This is a genomic window from Streptomyces chartreusis, assembly GCF_008704715.1.
GTDB classification, from domain to species: domain Bacteria; phylum Actinomycetota; class Actinomycetes; order Streptomycetales; family Streptomycetaceae; genus Streptomyces; species Streptomyces chartreusis.
The window spans coordinates 8622903-8642132 of record NZ_CP023689.1 but is presented as its reverse complement, the minus strand read 5'-3'; the positions used below and the strand labels follow the sequence as shown (position 1 = coordinate 8642132).

The window sequence follows — 19230 nt, the reverse complement described above, 5'->3', positions numbered from 1 at the left end:
CCGTCCGGCCCGACGGTAGCAGCGGATCACCATCGGTCTAGACCAAGCTCGGGGCAGCGCCGGTCAGGTCAGCGCCCCCAAGGGGCGCGGGGAACTGCGCGACCAGCCACGACGCACCCGCGGACACGCGACCGCCCTACCGCCCACGACACACCCCCAGACGCACGCACGCCCACCGAATCCGGCTAAACCCGCGGAGCGACCAGCGGAGAACCCGACGGCGCCCGCAAGGGCTGCGCAAGTTCGACCAGGGCCCGCTCCAGACCGTGCAGATGCGCCAGCGCAGGCTCCGCGGCCGCCGGCCGGTCCGCCGGAACCCCGAGGTCCGTACCGCCGGTCAGCGCCTCCACCGCGGCCTCGACCCGCCAGCACGCGGCGGCCAGCCGGGCGTCGTGCGAGGCCACGGGGTCGGCGGCGACGGCGGCCAGGCCGCGGATCTCCCGGGCGCAGTCGTCGAGCAGGGCCAGCACCCGCCGGGCGCGCCGCTTGCGGGCCGGCATCGGGTTCAGCGGGTGCACGAGCGGGGCCAGCGAGAGCCGTACGCGGCCCAGCAGCTGTTCCAGTTCGGCGAGCCGGGACGCCGGGTCGGCGCTCTCGTCACCGGCGAGGCGCGCCGCGGCCTCGGCGGTGGCCGCGTGGACGCAGCGCAGGGCGCGCTGGACCCAGGCGTCGGTGATGGCGTGCGTGGTGACGGGCAGCACGAACAGCACGGCCAGTACGGCACCGATCGCACCGACGCCGGTCTCGGCGAGCCGCAGCGCCAGCAGGCCGGGCTCCAGGACCCCGAGGAGGCCGTAGAGGAGCTCGGCGAGCAGGGTGACGCTGAGCATCATCCAGGTGTAGGAGACGGCTGCCGTGTAGAAGATGCCGAAGACGCAGACGGCGAGCAGCGCGGCCGTGGGGACCGGCGCCCCGTGCAGCGGGACGGCGACGAGCAGGCCGAGGCCGATGCCGATCACCGTGCCGAGGACCCGGCGGAAACCGCGGACCAGGGTCTCGCCGCGCGAGGTGGTGTTGACGAAGATCCACCAGGTGGCGCCGACCGCCCAGTACCAGCGCTGCCCGGACACCAGCTGTCCCACGACCAGGGCGAAGCCCGCGCCCGCGGTGGCCTGGATCGCCTGGCGCGTGGTGACGCGGGCCAGTCCGCCGCCGCCCGGCGGTGCGGGTACGGGCGCCGGGGGCATACGGCGCTCGTAGCACCACAGCCCAAACCGCACCGCGGCCGCGGTGAGCAGGGACAGCAGGACGGCGGCGTAGAGCTCGGGCAGTTGCCCGGGGGTGGCGTGCAGGAACTGCGCGACGAAGAAGGTCATGAACGCGAACACGCCGAGGCTGTGTCCGCGCGGCCCCCAGCGGCGGGCGTAGACGCCGGCGCCGACGACGGCGAGGAAGGTGAGGTCGCGGGCGACGGGGTGGTCGTGCAGCTCGGCCGCCGCCGCGAGGACGGGCAGGCCGACGAGCGGCAGCAGCGCGGTGGTGACCGCCTGCCCGCGGACCGTGGCGTCGGTGACGGTGAACAGGGCGAGGAGCGCGGCGAGGCCGCCGGTGACGGCGCCGACGAGGGAATGTCCGGCCAGGCCGCAGACGACGACCGCGAGCCCGATGCCGAGGACGGCCCGCACGGCGAAGCGCAGCCGCGCACGCCCCGGGTCCGGCGCCGCGAACACCCTCTTCAGCACTGAGTACCGCCCCTTCGCACCTGCATGAAAAAGGCGCCGCGGGGATCCGCAGCGCCATCGACCGGTCCATTGCAGCATCCATGCGGAGACTGGCTCAAGTGACGTCCCCTATGCTGTGCCATTGGTACAGAAATATCGGTCCCGGCACGTCCATCAGCGGGCCAACGGACCACATGCCTGGAGGGCCGGGACATCATGACCGTGGACGAGCTCGACACCCGCATTTTGCGTCTGCTGCTGGAGCAGCCGCGCACCAGCGTGCGTGAGTACGCCCGCATCCTCGGCGTCGCCCGCGGCACGCTCCAGGCCCGGCTCGACCGGCTGGAGCGGGACGGCGTGATCACCGGCACGGGGCCGACGCTCTCGCCGGCCGCGCTCGGCCATCCGGTGCTGGCGTTCGTGCACATCGAGGTCACGCAGGGCCATCTCGACGACGTCGGCGACGCGCTCGCCGCCGTGCCGGAGATCGTCGAGGCGTTCTCGATCACGGGCGGCGGGGATCTGCTGACCCGGGTGGTGGCCCGCGACAACGCCCACCTGGAGGACGTGATCCAGAAGCTGATCAGCCTGCCCGGCGTGGTCCGCACCCGCTCCGAGGTGGCCCTGCGTGAGCGCGTCCCCCAGCGGCTGCTGCCGCTGGTGGAGTCGATCGGGCGGTCGGCGGCGCGGAAATGACCTTTGGCATGCTGGGCCCATGAGCGGACTCAGCGGCATGTCGGTCGTCTTCGATCTCGACGGAACCCTCGTGGACAGCGAGCCCAACTACTTCGAGGCGGGCCGTCAGGTCCTGGCCGAGCACGGGGTGCCCGACTTCACGTGGGCCGACCACGAGCGCTACGTCGGGATCAGCACCCTGGAGACGGTCACGCTCTGGAAGCGGGAGTACGGCCTGCGCGCCTCCGTCGAGGAGCTCCTCGCCGCGAAGAACCGCCGCTATCTGGAGCTCGCACGCACCGCCACGCGCGCGTACCCGGAGATGCGCAAGTTCGTGGAGCTGCTCGCGACCGAGGCGGTCCCGATGGCCGTGGCCTCGGGTTCGTCGTTCGAGGCCATCACGTCGATCCTGGCCGGCACGGGCCTGGACGGGCAGTTGCGCACGGTCGTCTCGGCCGACGAGGTCGCCCACGGCAAGCCCGCCCCCGACGTCTTCCTGGAGGCGGCCGCCCGGCTGGGTGCCGATCCCGCCGACTGTGTGGTCGTGGAGGACGCGGCCCCGGGTGCCGCCGCGGCGCACGCGGCCGGCATGCGGTGCATCGCGGTCCCGTATGTGGCCGCGCAGGCGGACGCACCGGAGTTCGCGACCGCCGGGCTGCTGGTGCGGGGCGGACAGGCGGAGTTCACGGCACGGGCGGCGTACGACTGGCTCGTGCGGGCGGCGAACTCCGCCTGACCGCCGCGTCGTCCGCCGGGCGACGGAGCCCGGGGGACTCCCTCCAACTGGGCTGTCCTGTAGCACCTTTTGCCACATTTGGCCACCGATGGGACGATTGAGAGGCAGGCGCGCTCGGCGCGCGTGACCAGCTGCCGTGACATGTGTGTCCGGGCGCCCACCTTCCGGAGGGACCCATGACCACGAGAACCCCCAGTTACGAGCAGAACGTCCCGGACACCGTGTACGGCTATGTGTCGGCGCGGTCGCAGGGCGGGGTACCGATGACCGAGGCGGCCAGCCCCACGTCCGCACTGCCGTTCCACGCCGAGCCGGACGTCAGGCAACAGGCCGAGGAGCACGCCCGGCAGGCCGGTCTGACCGTGACGGCCGAGAGCATGCTGGGCTTCGCCGTGGCCGGGACACCGGCGGCGTTCGAGCAGCTGACCACCGGCCGGATCGTGAGCTACGAGGTCGAGCAGCGGGTCGAGATGGGCCGGCGGCGTGCCGTGACGCATCTCGACATCGTCGGCGACCGCCAGCCGAGCGCCCTCGGCATCGGGACCGCACCCGGTGAACCGAGCATCGAGGCCGTGGCGCTGGAGGAGCCGCGCGTGCCGATGCGCCTGCTCCCGGCCACGGCACGGCCTCCCCTGGTCGCGAGCTTCCATCTCACGCTGCCCGACGACGTGTCCCGGCTCCTCAACGCGACGCCCGCGCACGAACGGGGGCACGTGGGACGTGGCGTACGGGTCGCCATGGTGGACACGGGGCAGGCGCCGCACGCCTACTTCACGACGCACGGCTACGACGTCACCCCGACCGTGTCGGTCGCCCCGGGGACCCGTCCCGACGAGGACCCGGTGGGGCACGGCACGGGCGAGTCGGCGAACATCTTCGCCGTGGCGCCGGGCGCCCGTCTGCTCCCGTACCGGGCGAGCGGCCCCAACGGCAGGCTCACCGCCGCCACGGCGGGCTTCATGCGGGCGAAGGCGGAGCAGCCACAGGTCCTGACCAACTCCTGGGGCGGGCAGGTCGGTTTCCCGGAGGACGGACCGCTGGCGCAGACCGACCGGGTGTGGGCGCTGGAGATCCTGGACGCGGTGGAACAGGGCATCGTCGTCGTGTTCGCCGCGGGCAACGGTCACTTCTCGATCGAGCCGCAGGTGCCCGGGGTGCTGTCGGCCGGCGGGGTGTTCTCCGATCCGCAGGGCAGGCTGCGCGCGTCGGACTACACCAGCGGCTACGCCAGCCCCTGGTTCGCCGGTGTCGTCGTCCCCACGGTCTCCGGGCTCGTCGGGCTGGCGCCGCTGGCCCAGTACCTGATGCTGCCGATCCCGCCGGGCTGCTCGATCGACGTCGACGAGAGCGCGGAGGGCGACGGGACGGCGGTCGACGACGGCTGGGCGCTGTTCTCCGGCTCGTCTGCGGCGGCACCGCAGATCGCGGGAGCTGCGGCACTGCTCCTCGAGGCGCGGCCCGGGCTGCGGCCGGATCAGGTCGCCGAAGCGCTGGCCATGACCGCCACCGATGTCACCACCGGCAAGAACGCCTTCGACATCCCGGCCCGCCGGGGCCCGGACGAGGCCACCGGAGCGGGCCTGGTGAACGTGAGCGCGGCGCTGGACTTCGTCCTGACCCACGATCACTAGGCGGTCCGGACCTCCGCCCCCTTCATCTCGCCGGTGCGGTGGCCGAGTTCATCGCACCGGTCCGGTGCCCGAGTGCCAATCACGTCGGCACCGTTGACGCCTCCTCACCCCACGCATAACGTCTGGTCGACCATTCGCACACTGTTCGTGATTACGAACAGAGCGATCCCTGCGTGGAGGAGCACCCATGGCACCGCCCCTCTCCAGAAGATTCCTTCTCCGGGCCGCCGCGCTCACCGCGGCGGCCCCCGCGATCAGCCACACGGCAACCGGCCGGGCAGCGGCCGCCGTTCAGGAGGCGCAGGCCGTGACCGCCGTCCCGACCGCCTGGTCCGTGCAGCCGTTCGCCCTGGACGACGTGGCCCTGCGGCCCGGACTCTTCGCCGACAAGCGGCAGTTGATGCTCGATCACGCCCGGGGCTACGACGTGAACCGGCTGCTCCAGGTGTTCCGGGCCAACGCCGGCCTCGCGACGGGCGGCGCCGTCGCGCCCGGCGGCTGGGAGGGGCTGGACGGCGAGGCCAATGGCAATCTGCGCGGGCACTACACCGGGCACTTCCTGACCATGCTGGCGCAGGCGTACGCCGGTACGGGCGAGCAGGTGTTCACGGACCGGATCGGCACCATGATCGGGGCGCTGACCGAGGTACGGGCCGCGCTGCGCGGGGACCCGGCCGTGCTGAGCGTCGCCGGCAGGTTCGGCACGGCCGCCGAGAACGTCCGCGGCTCCTACCGGTACGTCGACCTCCCCGCCGCCGTACTCGGAGGCGCCCCGGCGATCACCCTGTCCGCCTGGGTGAAGCCCGCGCACGACGCGAACTGGGCGCGGGTCTTCGACTTCGGCGACAACGACACCCGCTACCTGTACCTGGCCGCCCGCAACGCGAACGGTGTGCCGCGCTTCGCCGTCACGAGCAGCGGGCCCGGCGGTGAGCAGGGCCTCGACGGCACCGCCGCGCTGCCGCTCGGCCGGTGGAGCCACCTCGCCGTCACCATCGGCGGCGGCACCGGAACGCTGTACGTCAACGGCTCCGCCGTGGCCCGGAACACGGCGATGACCCTCACCCCGGCCGCGCTCGGCACCCTCGCCAACAACTGGCTCGGCCGCTCCAACTTCGCCGCCGACCCCGTCTTCGCGGGCGCCTACGACGAGTTCAACATCTGGTCGCGCGCCCTGAGCGCCGCCGAGATCACCGAGTTGCAGGGCGCGCGGGCGGCAGATGTGTCCGCCGCGCGCGGCGACCTGGCGTCGTACGCCTTCGACGAGACCTCGGGCGGGACGTTCGCCGACGCCTCCGGACGCGGCCTGGCCGCCACCCTGCGCCGGACCTGGGGCGGGCCCAGCCACCCCGGGTTCCTGGCGGCGTATCCGGAGACGCAGTTCATCGACCTGGAGTCGAGGACCACCAGCGACTACACCAAGGTGTGGGCGCCGTACTACACCGCGCACAAGATCCTCCGGGGTGTGCTGGACGCCTACCTCGCCACCGGGGACACCCGGGCCCTCGATCTCGCGTCCGGCATGTGCGACTGGATGTACTCACGCCTGTCCAAGCTGCCCGAGGCCACGCTCCAGCGCATGTGGGGGCTGTTCTCCAGCGGTGAGTTCGGCGGGATCGTGGAGGCGGTCTGCGATCTGCACTCGATCACCCGCAAGGCCGAACACCTCGCGCTGGCCCGGCTGTTCGACCTCGACCGGCTCATCGACAACTGCGCCACCGGCACCGACATCCTCGACGGGCTGCACGCCAACCAGCACATACCGATCTTCACCGGGTACCTGCGGTTGTACGACGCGACCGGCGAGGCCCGCTATCTCGACGCCGCCCGCAACTTCTGGGGCATGGTCGTGCCGCACCGCATGTACGGCATCGGCGGCACCAGCACCGCCGAGTTCTGGAAGGCGCGCGGCGTGATCGCGGGCACGATCAGCGACACCGACGCGGAGACGTGCTGCGCGTACAACATGCTGAAGCTGAGCCGGACCCTGTTCTTCCACGAGCAGCGGCCGCAATACATGGACTACTACGAGCGGGCCCTGTACAACCAGGTCCTCGGCTCCAAGCAGGACAAGGCCGACGCCGAGAAGCCGCTCGTCACGTACTTCATCGGGCTCACGCCGGGGCATGTGCGCGACTACACGCCCAAGCAGGGCACGACCTGCTGCGAGGGCACGGGCATGGAGAGCGCCACCAAGTACCAGGACTCGGTGTACTTCAAGGCCGCCGACGGCAGTGCCCTGTACGTCAACCTGTACAGCCCGTCCCAACTGAGCTGGGACGAAAAGAGTGTGACGGTCATTCAGACCACGTCCTTCCCGCGCGAGCAGGGCACCACGCTCACCTTCGGAGGCGCCGGCTCGGCCTTCGCCCTGCGGCTGCGGGTGCCGTCGTGGGCGACCGCCGGATTCCGGGTGACCGTCAACGGCAGTGCAGTGAGCGGCACTCCGGTGCCGGGGAGCTACTTCACGGTGTCCCGGACCTGGCGGAGCGGCGACACGGTGAGGATCTCCATGCCGTTCCGCCTCCGAGTCGAGAAGGCCCTCGACGACCGGTCCCTGCAATCGCTCTTCTACGGCCCGATCAACCTCGTCGGCCGCAACTCCGCGACCAGCTATCTCCAGTTGGGCCTCTACCGCAACGCCGGTCTCTCCGGCGACCTGCTGCCCTCGCTCACCCCGATCGCCGGCAAACCACTCCACTTCACCCTCGGCGGCACCGAGTTCGCCCCCTTCTTCGAGGGCACGGAGGACCCCACCCACGCCTACTTCCGGCGTTCCGAACCCCGGGTGATCCTCGGCAACTCCGACTCCGGCATCACCAACCCCGCTAAGCCCGACGGCACCACCCTGCTGGACGAGATCTGGGCCGGGGCCCCCTTCACCGGGAAGGGCGCGCTGGTCGCACGGGTGCGGTCCACGGTGAACGCCTGGGTGAGCGCGGGCCTGCTCGGCCAGGGCGACGGGCAGACGGTCATCCGTACGGCCCAGCAGGCCACGTACGCCCCCTGAGCCGCCGCGCGCCCGACGGGATCCCCGCGCCGCGCGCCCGGCGGCCGGTGCGGGGATCCTGGAGGCGGAGCCATCCGGAGCACGGGCTCACATCACCCACCGAGTGAGGGCGTCATGGCTTACGACGAAGGGCTCGCCCAGCGGATCCGGGAGCGGCTCGGGGGTCGGCCGGAGATCACCGAGAAGCGGATGTTCGGCGGTATCGCGTTCCTGGTGCACGGGAACATGGCCGTCGGCGTGAGCGGCGACGACCTGATGGTCCGGGTCGGTCCGGACGGCACCGAGGCCGCCCTGGCCAGGCCGGGCACACGGATCTTCGACATGACGGGCCGGCCCATGAAGGGCTGGATCCTGGTCGCCGGTGACGCCCTCGCGGAGGACGACGTGCTCGGGGCCTGGATCGAGGAGGGGCGTGCCTTCGCGGCGGGTCTGCCGCCGAAGTGAACCCCGCTACGACCTGCGGCGGGGCTTGCCCCGGCCGGTGCTCTTGGTTCCCTTGGCACCCTTGCCGCCGGTGGCACCGCTCCGTCGGCCTGAGCCGGGCTGCCGGCGTGCGCTGCCCGCGGTCTCCGGGCGTTTGCGCTTCGGCTGCTCCGGGGCGGACGTGCTCTGGGCCGTCGTACGGCCCCGGGTGCTGTTGACCGTGCGGCCGCGGACGACGCCGATGAAGTCCTCGACGAGGTCGGTGGTCGCCTCCTCCGGCCAGGACAGGGCGACGCTCGACTGGGGGGCGTCGACCAGCGTCCGGTAGGTGAGGTCCTTGCGGTGGTGGAGTCGGGCCAGCGACTGGGGCACGACGAGTAGGCCGACGTTCGCCGCGACCAGCTCGACGGCGTCCGCGGTGGTCGCGGGCCGCTCGAAGGCGGGCTCCCCCGGTGGCCGCTCCCAGTCGAGGACGTCGTCGAGGGGGTGGAAGACGACCTCGTCGGCCAGGTCCTCGACGGTGACCTCCTCGACCGCCGCGATCACGTGGTCCTTGGGGACGACCACGACCGTGGTCTCGGTGTAGAGGGGGATCGCGCTGAAGAACGTACGGTCCACCGGAAGCCGTACGAAACCGGCGTCGGCCCCGCCCTCCCGGAGCAGGTCGGACGCCTCGGCCGCGGTCACCGCGTGGAGGCCGAGAGGTACGTCGGGGAAGCGCTCCTGCCAGACCCGCACCCACTTCGCGGGGGTCACTCCCGGGACGTACGCGAGCCGGAACGCCGGCGCTGCCTGCGGGGTGGGCGGGGGTGCTTCCGAGCCTGTCACCTGGCCAGGTTACCGGGCGTGGCCGACGGGCGTGGTCGGCGGGCGTTCACGCACTCGATACCCTTGGGACCATGACGTCGCACCAAAGCACCCAGACCATGAAGCCCGCGACCGCGGCGAAGAAGCTGGGTGTGTACCTCGAAGCCACCCCCGCCGAGTTCCGGGAGGGGGTCGTCACGCGCGCGGAACTGAACACCCTGCAGGCCGACCCTCCGCAGTGGCTGCTCGACCTGCGACGCGACGGCCCGCACCCCCGCCCGGTGGTCGCGGCGAAGCTCGGCGTCTCCATCGCGGGCCTGGCCCGCGGCGGTGTCACCGAGCCCCTGACCACCGAGCAGATCGAGGCGCTCAAGCAGGAGCAGCCCGAGTGGCTGGCCAAGGAGCGCGCCACTCAGGCCGAGGTCCGCAAGGAGACGGCCCGGATCAAGAAGCGGGACGCCGAGCGCGAGGCGCAGCAGCCCTGATCCCGGCCGGGCCGTCCCGGCAGGTCAGTACGTGTCGGCCTCTTCCGGGACCGCCTCCAGGAAGGTGGCCGACGGGCAGAAGAACAGGGTCCCGGTGACGGCCTGCGAGTAGTCGAGGATCGGGTCCGGGCCCGATTCGGGGCCGCCCACGAACATGTTGCGGAGCATGGCCTCCGGGATGTCGGGGGTCCGGGCGTAGGCGATGAAGTACGTACCGAACTCTCCGTGACCGGGCCTGCCGAACGGCATGGCGCCCCGCAGTATCTCCAGCTCCTCCCCGTCCGGTCCGGTGACCGTGTTCACGTCGATGTGGGAGCCGGGCACGTCGAGCTCGATGTTGGTCAGCTTGGAGCGCCCGATCACCTTCTCCTGGGCCTCCACGGCGAGGGCCTCCCAGGCGTCGACGTCGTGCACGTACTTCTGCACGATCGCGTAGCTGCCGCCGAGGAAGGCGGCGTCCTCGTCACCGACGATCGCCGCGTCGGCCGCGGCCGGGCCGACCGGGTTCTCGGTGCCGTCGACGAAGCCGAGAAGGTTACGGGAGTCGAAGTAGGCGAAGGCCTGTACCTCGTCCTGGACGGTGACCGCGCCGCGCAGCCGCTTCATGATCTCCGCCGACAGGGCGAAGCACAGATCCGTGCGGGCGGCGCGGATGTGGAAGAGCAGATCGCCCGGGGTGGCCACGGCCCGGTGCCGGGGGCCCTCCAACTCCTCGAAGGGATGCAGCTGTCGGGGACGCGGGCCCTCGAAGAGCCGGTCCCAGGCCGAGGATCCGACGCCGGCCACGCAGCACAGCCCTCCGTCCGGGCTGGGGAAGCCGACGGCTCGTACCAGACCCGCGAGCCCGGACAGCAGATCGCGTACCGCGCTCTCGCCCCCGGGTTCGATCGTGACCACCAGGAACACCGCGACGGGTGCCGGCTGACTGAGCACCGGCTGCGGCAGTGCGCCGGCCGACCGTATGGACGACGGCTTGGATGACGGCATGGTTCCCCTCTCACCCTCGTTCCCCGCCACCTAACGATGCCCGGCCGGGCCGGGAACGATACCCGGCGAATACCCGCACTTCTGGCGCGTGTGCGAGGTGAGATCGACGGGTTCGGGCGCAAAAACCCGCATGCGAACGCTCGTGCGGGTCTGGGATCATCCCGGCATGGTCCACCGCCTCGAACCCCTGGTAGTCCGGCACACCCTTCGTCTCCCCCGTCCCACCGGCCCGGCCGGTGAAGGCGCCGTGGCGGCGCGGCAGTTCGACGCCGCGCTGATGTCCGTGGGCTTCAAGCTCTCGGCCGAGCTGCTGGAGCGACTGTCGGGGCTCGGCGAGGGCACGGTCGTCGACACCGCCGTGCGGACGCTGGGCACCGTGCGCGAGATGGTCGGCGACCATGTGGCGCACAACGTCTACTTCGTCGACTTCCCGGCCAACGTGCCGGACACGTACGACTTCTGGATGCGCTGCATCGCCGGAGCGCTCGCCGACGACGGGGCGCGGGACAGCGTCCTGGAGCAGCTGGGCGAAGGGGTAGTCGACCTGCTGACCCTGCCGTCGTACGGCCGCTACCAGCACACGTACGCCGAGATGCTCGGCCACCACGACGAGCTGATCGTGGCGGCCGGCGACCGGATGACGGTCCTGCACCTCGGCGGCGACCCGGACGAGGAAGTCGGCGCCCTGTACCTGGCGTTGGCGGGCAGCAGCACGCCGCTGGGCGAGGAGGCGCTGCGTGACCTCGACAAGCTGGCCCGGGTGTGCGTGGACGGGCCGCAGCCCGAGTCGATCCCGGTCCGGGAGAACCGTGCCGTGCTCAACCGGGCCCGGCTGCGGGCCGGTGCGCAGCCGCTGCTGGACACCGTCACCGATGTGCTGCGGCTGGCCTGCGCGTTGTCGGACGGCGATGTGACCCTGGTCGGGCCGACCCGGTTCCGGAAGCTGTCCCGGCCGCTGCGCCGCGCCCTGCTTGCGGGCCTGGACTCGGTGGTGGCGGCCTCGCCCGCCAAGCTCGCGGACGTCCGGGTCCATCGCGAGGCGTGGAAGCGGCTGGGCGAGCGGCTGCACCCGCACGAGTACCCGCGGTGGCCGCACGCCGCCGACGTGTTCGCGGTCGCGCGCGGGGAGAAGCGGGCGCCCTCCTTCGACGGCCGGGTCGAGGAACTGCTCGGCATGCACGACGTCACCGGCGCGGTGAAGGTGCTGAAGTCGGCGCCGGGCAAGCTGTTCCGCGCGCTGGACCGGCTGCTGCGCATGGCGCTCGACCAGGAGGAGCGGGACTCGGTGGTGGCCGCCGCCGAGGAGGTCGTGGGCGAGGTCTCCGGGCGGGTCCTGCTGTCCGTGCGCGAGCACCTGGCCAACCGCGCGCAGGACACGGGCGAGATGCGCGTGTTCGTGAACCGGCTCGGCCGGGCCTGGGTCACCGAGGACGAGCGTCCGCCGGTGCTGCCGCCCGAGCGGGAGCGGCTGATCGCCGTACTGGACGAGGAGTTGCGCCGCCGGCTGCCGGACCCGGGCCATCTGCTGATCGACCCGGACGCCCTGGACGTCGCGCTGCCGCTCAGCGGGAGGGCGGCCGCGGCGGGGCTCGGCGTGCTGCCCCGCGGCTCGGTGTCGCCCGTGGACGGTGAGCTGCTGCGCTTCTTCGTGTACTGGAAGCAGGCCGCCCACCGCACCGACTACGACCTGTCGGCGCTGATGCTGGACGCGGAATTCGCGACGGTCTGCTGGCTGGCGTACACCAACCTCAAGGACCTCGAGGGCGAGCACTCCGGTGACATCACCGAAGCCCCCGACGGCGCCTCGGAGTTCATCGACCTGCGTTTGGGCGCCGTGCGCGGGGAGTACATCGTCCCGCAGGTCAACATCTTCGCCGGGGAGGGCTTCGAGGAGGTCGACGAGTCGTTCTTCGGGTTCATGCTGCGGGACGCGGAGCAGCGGGGCCGCCCGTTCGAGCCGCGTACCGTGCGCATGAAGTCCGGGCTTCGCGGGCCGGGCCGGGTCGCGCTGCCGCTGGCGTTCCGGCGCGGTCCCGACGGGCGGTGGCGTGCCAAGTGGCTGCACCTGTACCTGAGGGGCGCGCCGGCGGCCAACCGGGTCGAGGGCAACCGGGTGTCGGTGGCGACGCTGCTGCGCGGCATCGTGGAGCGCGAGCAGCTGACGGTGCGCTATCTGACGGGCCTGATGGACGCCACTACGACGACCGTCTGGGACGGCGGCACGCTCCCGGAGGGTCCGGTCACCTACATCGGCCTTCAGCGGCCCGAGGGGCTGCACCCGGAGTCGCGGATCGTCGTACCCGAAAATCTGCGCGACCTGATCCCGGACTGACTGTTAGAGTCGGCCGTGGCGAGGCCATGAAGGGACTTCCTTCTCAAATCCTTCTTGAAATAGTCCTTTCGCTTTCCTCGCCACTCAACTCTTCCCGACGGCTCAGCTGTCGTAGTCGACCGTCAGCGTCTCGGACACCGGGTACGACTGGCAGGTCAGCACATAGCCCGCGTCGACCTCGGCCGGCTCCAGCGCGAAGTTGCGCCGCATGTCGGCCTTTCCGTCGGTGACCAGTGCCCGGCAGGTGCCGCAGACACCGCCCTTGCAGGCGAACGGCAGGTCGGGGCGCGTGCGTTGGGCTCCGTCGAGGATGCTGCGCTCCCTCGACAGGGCCGCGGTCGTGGAGCGGCCGTCGAGGGTGATGGTGACCTGGCTGACGGGCCCTTGCGGCCCTGCCTCCTCGTGGTGCACCTCCCGCACGGGCTCGTCGTCGGCGAAGAACAGCTCCTGGTGCACCCGCTCGCCCGGCACCCCGAGGTCCGCCAGCACGCTCTGCGCGTCCCGGACCATGCCGTGCGGTCCGCACAGCCACCAGTGATCGGCGTTGGTCACGTCGACCAGCGCTTCGACGAGGGTCGCGAGCCGCTCGGCGTCGATCCGGCCGGAGAGCACCTCGGCCTCGCGGGGCTCGCGGGAGAGCACGTGGGCGAGCTGGAACCGGGTCGGGTGGAGGTCCTTCAGGTCGGCGAGCTCGTCGGCGAACATCACCGTGCCGCTGCGGCGGTTGCCGTAGAACAGGGTGACCGTCGAGCGGGAGTCGGCCGCCAGCACGGACTCGGCGATGGACATCATCGGCGTGATGCCGGAGCCCGCGGCGATCAGCACGTGGTGGCCGGGTGTGCTCAGGTCGGGGGTGAAGGCGCCGGTGGGCGCCATGACCTCGACGGTGTCGCCGGGGCGCACGTCCTCGACCAGCCAGGACGAGAACAGCCCGCCGGGCACGACCCGTACGCCGATGCGGGGGCTCGAACCCACCGGGGAGCAGATCGAGTACGACCGCCGTTCGTCGCGGCCGTCGATCTCGCGCCGCAGCGTCAGCGACTGGCCCGGTTCGAAGGCGAACTCCTCGGCCAGTTCCGCCGGGATGTCGAAGCCGACGGCCACCGCGTCCGCGCACAAGGGCTGGACCGCGGCCACGCGCAGCCGGTGGAAGGCCGGACGGCGGCGGATGCGCGGGCGCGGACCGGCGGCCGTCCGTGCTTCGGTGACGCCTTCCATTCAGATCTCCTTGACGTACTCGAACGGCTCGCGGCAGTCCCGGCAGCGCCACAGCGCCTTGCAGGAGGTGGCCGCGAAGCGGGAGGTCTCCTCGGTGTCCCCCGAGCCGCAGCGCGGGCAGGTCACCGCGTGCCGGGTGGGCGACAGCACGAGCGCGACGGGGCCGCCGCGCGGGGCGGGGCCGGGCGGGGCGATGCCGTGCTCGGTGAGCTTGCGGCGGCCGGCCGGGGTGATCCAGTCACTGGTCCACGGCGGGTCGAGGACCGTACGGATCTCCACACGCGCGTACCCCGCGTCCCGCAGCCGCGCCGCGACGTCCGCCCGCATCTCGGCCATGGCCGGGCAGCCGGAGTAGGTCGGGGTGAGGCTCGCGACCACCGTGCCGTCCTCGGTCAGCGCCACGTCCCGCAGGACGCCCAGGTCGGCCAGGGTGAGCATGGGCAGCTCGGGGTCCGGCACGGTCGCGGCGATGTGCCGGGCGCGGCGGGCGTCGAGCAGGGTGGTCACCATGTCGCCTCCGGGTGGGCACGGGCGACGCCCTGCAACTCGGCGAGCAGTGGGGCGAGATGCTCGGTGTGCTCGCCGTCGCGGCCGGATCCGGGCAGCGGACGGTACACCGGCATGGGCAGTCCGGCCGCCGCGGTGACCTGGCGGATGTCCGCGACCACCTCGTCGCGCACGTCGTACGCCGTGAACAGCTCGCCGATGTAGGGGGCGACCTGCTCCTGGGCCCGGCGCATCCGGCGGTGGGACTCCTCCGTGCCGTCGCCGAGGCGAACGGCCCACTCGGCGGCGTACTGCCGGTGGTAGGCGAGCTCCTTGACGCCCTTCGCTGCGATGGCCGCGAGCACGGGGTCTGGGTGGGAGGCCAGCCGCTCGAAGTGGGCGAGGCGCCAGCTGGACAGCACCAGCAGCCGCACGATCGAGAACGCGAAGTCGCCGCAGGGCAGTTCGGCCAGGCGTACGTTGCGGAAGTCGGCGGGGTCGCGGAAGTAGGCGTAGGCGTCCTCGTCGCGGCCGGTGCCGTCGGCCTGGCCGGCGCGGGAGTACAGCAGGCGGGCCTGGCCGAGCAGGTCGAGGCCGATGTTGGCGAGCGCCACCTCCTCCTCCAGCTCGGGGGCGCGGGTGATCCACTCGGCGAGGCGCTGGGCCGACACCAGCGCGTCGTCGGCCAGCGCGACGCAGACGGCGGCCAGCTGGGCGGCGTCGATGCCCTCGGGGACGGTGGTGTCCACGCCGTGCAGCGGGTCCTCGAAGCCGGTGCCGTAGGCCCAGCGGGTGTCGTCCTCGTGTCCCTCGGCGAGGGTCATGTAGACGTGGTCGTCACTCATGCCCTCTCCTTCAGATGTGGGGGACGTCGTCGGGGATGTCGTAGAACGTCGGGTGACGGTAGACCTTGTCGGCGCTGGGCGCGAAGAAGGGGTCCTTCTCGTCGCGCGTGGAGGCGGCGATGTGCTCGGAGCGCACGACCCAGATGCTGACGCCCTCGTTGCGGCGGGTGTACAGGTCACGGGCGTGGGTGAGCGCCATGCGGTCGTCGGCGGCGTGCAGCGAGCCCACGTGGACGTGGTTCAGCCCGCGCTTGCCCCGTACGAACACCTCGTACAGCGGCCAGTCCTTCTTGTCGGCGCTCATGCCGCCGCTCCCTTCTCCACGCGCTTGGCGGCGTGGGCGGTGGCCGCCTCCCGCACCCAGGCGCCCTCTTCGTGGGCGCTCCTGCGCCGTTCCATCCGCTGGGCGTTGCACGGTCCGTCGCCCTTGATGACCCGCATCAGCTCCGACCAGTCGGGGGTGCCGAAGTCGTGGTGGCCGCGCTCGGCGTTCCAGCGCAGCTCCGCATCGGGCAGGGTGACGCCGAGCTTCTCGGCCTGCGGGACCGTCATGTCGACGAAGCGCTGACGCAGCTCGTCGTTGCTGTGCCGCTTGATCTTCCAGGCCATCGACTGCGCCGAGTTGGGTGAGTTCTCGTCGGGCGGCCCGAACATCATCAGCGAGGGCCACCACCAGCGGTTCACGGCGTCCTGCACCATCTCGCGCTGGGCCTCGGTGCCGCGCATCATCGTCATCAGCAGCTCGTAGCCCTGCCGCTGGTGGAACGACTCCTCCTTGCAGACCCGCACCATCGCGCGTGCGTACGGCCCGTAGGAGCTGCGGCACAGCGGCACCTGGTTGCAGATCGCGGCGCCGTCCACGAACCAGCCGATCACTCCGACGTCGGCGAAGCTCATGGTCGGGTAGTTGAAGATCGACGAGTACTTCTGGCGGCCCTCGATCAGCCGGTCGGTCAGGTCGGCGCGGTCCGCGCCCAGGGTCTCCGCCGCCGAGTACAGGTACAGCCCGTGCCCGGCCTCGTCCTGGACCTTGGCGAACAGGATGGCCTTGCGGCGCAGCGACGGGGCGCGGGTGATCCACTCGCCCTCGGGCTGCATGCCGATGATCTCCGAGTGGGCGTGCTGCGCGATCTGCCGGATCAGCGTCTTGCGGTAGCCCTCCGGCATCCAGTCGCGCGGCTCGATCCGCTGGTCACGCGAGATCGTCGCGTCGAAGTGCTCCTGGAGCGGCTCCTCGGCAGGCGCCTCGGCGGAGTGTGAAGTCGTCATCGATTCCCGCTTCCCAACCGACCATTCGTTCGGTATTCAGTGTGACGTGTTTCCGCCACAGGAGCAAGAGCCTTCGAGAGGCCTTCAAGCGCGCGAGAACGGCCCAGGACACCCCCGTGGGGTACCTGGGCCGTTTCGGCGCACGCGCGCGACCGTCACACGTTGGGCACCTTCAGCCGGTCCCAGCTGACCTTGCCGGGGATGCCGTCCGCGTCCTTGCCCTTGAAGCCGAGCTTGTGCTGCCAGGCGGTGTAGGAGCGGCGGTCGGCCTCGGTCCACTCCGGGCCCGGACCCTCCTCGTAGCGGCCGCAGCCCTCGGCGACCAGGCGGCGGCCCATCGCGGTGATGATCGGGGACTTCTGCCCGATGTGGAAGAAGCCGCTGCCCGGGAAGGGCTCCAGCCTGGGCTTGGGAGCGGGCTTGGGGTCCGGCTCGGGCGCTCCCCCTCCCCCGCCCTTGAGGCGCTGCGCGATCCGTTTGCGCATGCCGTCCATGGTGAAGCCGCGCGGGTCCTGCTTGCCGGGCTGCCACTCCTTGTGCCCGATCACCGAGCGCTCGCTCCAGCCGTGGTGGCGGCAGATCGCGGCGGAGACCTTCTCGATGGCCTCCTTCTGCACCTCGGGCCAGGGGTCCTTGCCGTCGCCGAGGTTGACGCACTCGAAGCCGTAGAAGTGGGCGTTGCCGTCGGTGTCGGCCTCGTTGTCGTGCGGCAGCTTCGACTCGTTGATCACCGCGCGCAGGACGTCGCTGTCGCCGAGGCCGGCGTGGTTGGCGCGGCCGTTGCCGACGAGGTGGATGTGGCCCTGCTTGTCGATGACGCCGTGGCACAGCGGGCCGGGCAGGCCGGAATAGCCGTTGTAGCAGATGCTCACCGAGTTCTCGGTGCCCTTGGTGACGGTGTGGTGGATCATCACGCCGTTCACCGGGCCCCAGGGGCCCTTGCTGTTGCGGTTGTGGGTGCGCCAGCTGCGGACCTCGTGGACCGTGAGGCCCTCCTTGCGCAGGATCTCCACCAGCTTGGACGCGCTCAGGGGCTTCGCCATCACTCGTCTCCTTCCGCCGCGGCCTCGGCATCCGCAGTCGTCTGCGACCTCCCGCCGGACGGGTCCTCCGCCAGCTGCTCCTCGCGGCGGGCCTGTTCCTCGGCCGCGAGCGTCGCCTCGTCCGCCGCCGGAACACTGCTCGCCAGCGGGTTGAAGGCCAGGCGCAGGTCCACGGTGCCGCCCTCGCCCTTGACCAGCGCGAGCGGCGCGAAGCCGCGCACGATGCCGGAGGGCCCCTGGAGCAGCGGACGCCGGGCCGCGTCCGCGGGCCACTCGACGCCGCCGGTGGCGGTGCGGGCGGGGATGATCCAGTGGTCGCCGGTGCGGTACGCGGCACCCTTGGCGAAGTACACCTCGACCCCGTCCTCCAGCGGCAGCCACTCTCCCTCCGCGACGGGGACGGCCCCGCCCTTCAGAGCGGTCGTACGGCCCTTCCGCCGCGGTCCCTCATGGTGGTCCCAGCGGCGCAGGAACGGGTTGAGATGCGGCAGCCGGCCGACGGACGGGTCGGGCTCGGCGCTGAGGCGGACGCGGCGGCCCGGCAGGTCCAGCTCCTCGACCCGCAGCAGGGGCAGGGGCTCGAGGCGGGAGGCGTAGGCGGTGTCGACGAGTTCGACGTGGTCGCCGACGTCCAGGTCCAGCTTGTCGTCGTGGCCGAGGGAGGCCAGCTGCACCCAGGTGCCGTCGAGTTCGTCGACGGGGAAGACCACCGAGCCGTTCTCGCGGGACCACTTGAAGGTGGCGTCCTTGGCCTCGCCGCCCGCGTGCACCTCCACGCGGTACAGCTGGTTCTCCTGGCCGCGGTAGCGGGCGTCCGGCTTGACCAGGCAGGGGTCCTCGTCGGCGTGGTCGGGCCGCTCGCTGCGGGCGGCCAGGCGCGCGTTCGGCGCGGCCTGCTTCTGCGCCCACTTGTCGAAGGCGGCCCGCACGACCTCCTTGGACGGGTCCTCGTCCTCGATCTCCAGCGCGGCCAGCGACAGCGGCAGCACCTGCCAGACGACCTTCACGCGGGCCGCGGTGTCCGGCATCGCGGCGCCGAGGGCGACCTCGCGCAGGGCGGGGTCCTCGGCGGCGGAGACGGCGCGCTCCCACACGCTCAGGTAGACCAGGAACGGCGTCTGCGCGGGCGAGGGCAGCCGGTCGCCGGGCTTCTCCGGGTCGCGGAAGCCGTCGGGCTGGTCCCAGTAGGTCCAGTACGCGGGCGGCGCCGCGCTCTCCTGCTCCTCGGCGTCCTCGTCAGGGACCGGCACGCCGGGCACCGGGCGGGTCGCGTCGAGGAGGATGCCGTCGACGTAGTACCGGCCGCCCTGGATGTGGAGGGTGTCGATGTCGTGCTTGCCGCCGACGTACTGAATCTTGAAGCCCGCGGCGTCGCGCGGTCCGCCGTGCCGGCCGATCAGGTCGGCGGCGAGGGTGCGGGCCTGGTGCAGCTGGATCGCGGTCTGCTCGTTGATGTCGGCGTCGAGCTGGACGCGGCCCTGCTGGGCGATGACCGCCGAGTACCGCCGCTGGGGGCGGAACGTGAGGCGGGAGAGATCAGCGTGCATGAAGGGGGTCCCCCTGGTTCAGGAAAGTGCGGGTGGGGCTTACGGCGACGGCGCTCATGTCTTGGCTCATGTCCC

17 protein-coding genes are annotated in these 19230 nt (G+C 71.9%); 7 read left to right on the top strand and 10 right to left on the bottom strand.

Features of this window, described 5'->3' with window-relative positions:
- Window positions 1-185: 185 nt before the first annotated feature.
- A complete protein-coding gene (locus CP983_RS38265; protein ID WP_150504776.1) occupies window positions 186-1682 on the bottom strand; it encodes an FUSC family protein in 1497 nt (498 codons plus the stop codon).
- A 195-nt stretch (window positions 1683-1877) separates the two neighbouring features.
- Between CP983_RS38265 and CP983_RS38260 the strand changes: the two genes are divergently transcribed.
- The 5 genes from CP983_RS38260 (at window position 1878) to CP983_RS38240 (ending at window position 8157) form a co-directional block, all read left to right on the top strand.
- Window positions 1878-2357 carry an Lrp/AsnC family transcriptional regulator gene (locus CP983_RS38260; protein ID WP_107911769.1) on the top strand — a complete coding sequence of 160 codons (480 nt, stop codon included), beginning with the start codon at window positions 1878-1880 and terminating at the stop codon, window positions 2355-2357.
- A gap of 19 nt (window positions 2358-2376) precedes the next feature.
- The gene (locus CP983_RS38255; protein ID WP_150504774.1) at window positions 2377-3072 is read left to right on the top strand and encodes an HAD family hydrolase; all 696 of its coding nucleotides are present in this window, start codon (window positions 2377-2379) and stop codon (window positions 3070-3072) included.
- Window positions 3073-3248: 176 nt separating this feature from the next.
- Window positions 3249-4703, top strand: a complete 1455-nt coding sequence (locus CP983_RS38250) for a S8 family serine peptidase (protein ID WP_150504772.1) — start codon at window positions 3249-3251, stop codon at window positions 4701-4703.
- Window positions 4704-4890: 187 nt separating this feature from the next.
- The gene (locus tag CP983_RS38245) at window positions 4891-7713 is read left to right on the top strand and encodes a beta-L-arabinofuranosidase domain-containing protein (protein ID WP_150504770.1); all 2823 of its coding nucleotides are present in this window, start codon (window positions 4891-4893) and stop codon (window positions 7711-7713) included.
- Between the two features lie 114 nt (window positions 7714-7827).
- Window positions 7828-8157, top strand: coding sequence for a TfoX/Sxy family protein (locus CP983_RS38240; RefSeq protein WP_150504768.1), 330 nt, complete (start codon window positions 7828-7830; stop codon window positions 8155-8157).
- Window positions 8158-8163: 6 nt separating this feature from the next.
- Here CP983_RS38240 and CP983_RS38235 read toward each other — a convergent pair whose 3' ends face one another.
- On the bottom strand, window positions 8164-8964 hold the full coding sequence (locus CP983_RS38235; protein WP_229914835.1) for a LysR family substrate-binding domain-containing protein: 801 nt from the start codon (window positions 8962-8964) through the stop codon (window positions 8164-8166).
- 71 nt (window positions 8965-9035) lie between these two features.
- Here CP983_RS38235 and CP983_RS38230 point away from each other — a divergent pair, with 71 nt between their 5' ends.
- Window positions 9036-9428: a DUF5997 family protein gene (locus CP983_RS38230; protein WP_150504766.1), complete on the top strand. Its 393-nt coding sequence runs from the start codon at window positions 9036-9038 to the stop codon at window positions 9426-9428.
- Window positions 9429-9452: 24 nt separating this feature from the next.
- Here the strand turns inward: CP983_RS38230 and CP983_RS38225 are convergent, their stop codons facing one another.
- Complete coding sequence (locus CP983_RS38225; RefSeq protein ID WP_150504765.1) at window positions 9453-10415, bottom strand: Dyp-type peroxidase; 963 nt, start codon at window positions 10413-10415, stop codon at window positions 9453-9455.
- 166 nt (window positions 10416-10581) lie between these two features.
- Between CP983_RS38225 and CP983_RS38220 the strand changes: the two genes are divergently transcribed.
- On the top strand, window positions 10582-12747 hold the full coding sequence (locus CP983_RS38220; protein ID WP_150504763.1) for a TerD family protein: 2166 nt from the start codon (window positions 10582-10584) through the stop codon (window positions 12745-12747).
- A 102-nt stretch (window positions 12748-12849) separates the two neighbouring features.
- On the opposite strand, the gene paaE is transcribed toward CP983_RS38220, so the two are convergent.
- The 7 genes from paaE to CP983_RS38185 form a co-directional block, all read right to left on the bottom strand.
- Window positions 12850-13965: a 1,2-phenylacetyl-CoA epoxidase subunit PaaE gene (gene paaE / locus CP983_RS38215; RefSeq protein WP_150504761.1), complete on the bottom strand. Its 1116-nt coding sequence runs from the start codon at window positions 13963-13965 to the stop codon at window positions 12850-12852.
- Window positions 13966-14475, bottom strand: coding sequence for a 1,2-phenylacetyl-CoA epoxidase subunit PaaD (gene paaD, locus CP983_RS38210; RefSeq protein WP_150504759.1), 510 nt, complete (start codon window positions 14473-14475; stop codon window positions 13966-13968).
- A complete protein-coding gene (gene paaC, locus CP983_RS38205) occupies window positions 14469-15296 on the bottom strand; it encodes a 1,2-phenylacetyl-CoA epoxidase subunit PaaC (protein ID WP_125526660.1) in 828 nt (275 codons plus the stop codon). The genes paaD and paaC overlap by 7 nt, the downstream gene beginning before the upstream one ends.
- 10 nt (window positions 15297-15306) lie before the next feature.
- Entirely contained in the window at window positions 15307-15600 is a 294-nt protein-coding gene (gene paaB, locus CP983_RS38200) for a 1,2-phenylacetyl-CoA epoxidase subunit PaaB (protein WP_030957096.1), read from the bottom strand.
- Window positions 15597-16565: a 1,2-phenylacetyl-CoA epoxidase subunit PaaA gene (gene paaA, locus CP983_RS38195; RefSeq protein ID WP_125526661.1), complete on the bottom strand. Its 969-nt coding sequence runs from the start codon at window positions 16563-16565 to the stop codon at window positions 15597-15599. The genes paaB and paaA overlap by 4 nt, the downstream gene beginning before the upstream one ends.
- Before the next feature lie 155 nt (window positions 16566-16720).
- On the bottom strand, window positions 16721-17608 hold the full coding sequence (locus tag CP983_RS38190; RefSeq protein WP_107911789.1) for a peptidoglycan-binding protein: 888 nt from the start codon (window positions 17606-17608) through the stop codon (window positions 16721-16723).
- On the bottom strand, window positions 17608-19155 hold the full coding sequence (locus CP983_RS38185) for a DUF6519 domain-containing protein (RefSeq protein WP_150504757.1): 1548 nt from the start codon (window positions 19153-19155) through the stop codon (window positions 17608-17610). The genes CP983_RS38190 and CP983_RS38185 overlap by 1 nt, the downstream gene beginning before the upstream one ends.
- Window positions 19156-19230 lie beyond the last annotated feature (75 nt).

Excerpts from the sequence above, each read along its gene's own strand:
- CP983_RS38260 (WP_107911769.1), top strand. The coding sequence starts at position 1,878 with ATGACCGTGGACGAGCTCGACACCCGCATTTTGCGTCTGCTGCTGGAG.
- CP983_RS38255 (WP_150504774.1), top strand. The coding sequence starts at position 2,377 with ATGAGCGGACTCAGCGGCATGTCGGTCGTCTTCGATCTCGACGGAACC.
- CP983_RS38250 (WP_150504772.1), top strand. The coding sequence starts at position 3,249 with ATGACCACGAGAACCCCCAGTTACGAGCAGAACGTCCCGGACACCGTG.
- CP983_RS38245 (WP_150504770.1), top strand. The coding sequence starts at position 4,891 with ATGGCACCGCCCCTCTCCAGAAGATTCCTTCTCCGGGCCGCCGCGCTC.
- CP983_RS38240 (WP_150504768.1), top strand. The coding sequence starts at position 7,828 with ATGGCTTACGACGAAGGGCTCGCCCAGCGGATCCGGGAGCGGCTCGGG.
- CP983_RS38230 (WP_150504766.1), top strand. The coding sequence starts at position 9,036 with ATGACGTCGCACCAAAGCACCCAGACCATGAAGCCCGCGACCGCGGCG.
- CP983_RS38225 (WP_150504765.1), bottom strand. The coding sequence starts at position 10,415 with ATGCCGTCATCCAAGCCGTCGTCCATACGGTCGGCCGGCGCACTGCCG.
- CP983_RS38220 (WP_150504763.1), top strand. The coding sequence starts at position 10,582 with ATGGTCCACCGCCTCGAACCCCTGGTAGTCCGGCACACCCTTCGTCTC.
- paaE (WP_150504761.1), bottom strand. The coding sequence starts at position 13,965 with ATGGAAGGCGTCACCGAAGCACGGACGGCCGCCGGTCCGCGCCCGCGC.
- paaD (WP_150504759.1), bottom strand. The coding sequence starts at position 14,475 with ATGGTGACCACCCTGCTCGACGCCCGCCGCGCCCGGCACATCGCCGCG.
- paaC (WP_125526660.1), bottom strand. The coding sequence starts at position 15,296 with ATGAGTGACGACCACGTCTACATGACCCTCGCCGAGGGACACGAGGAC.
- paaB (WP_030957096.1), bottom strand. The coding sequence starts at position 15,600 with ATGAGCGCCGACAAGAAGGACTGGCCGCTGTACGAGGTGTTCGTACGG.
- paaA (WP_125526661.1), bottom strand. The coding sequence starts at position 16,565 with ATGACGACTTCACACTCCGCCGAGGCGCCTGCCGAGGAGCCGCTCCAG.
- CP983_RS38190 (WP_107911789.1), bottom strand. The coding sequence starts at position 17,608 with ATGGCGAAGCCCCTGAGCGCGTCCAAGCTGGTGGAGATCCTGCGCAAG.
- CP983_RS38185 (WP_150504757.1), bottom strand. The coding sequence starts at position 19,155 with ATGCACGCTGATCTCTCCCGCCTCACGTTCCGCCCCCAGCGGCGGTAC.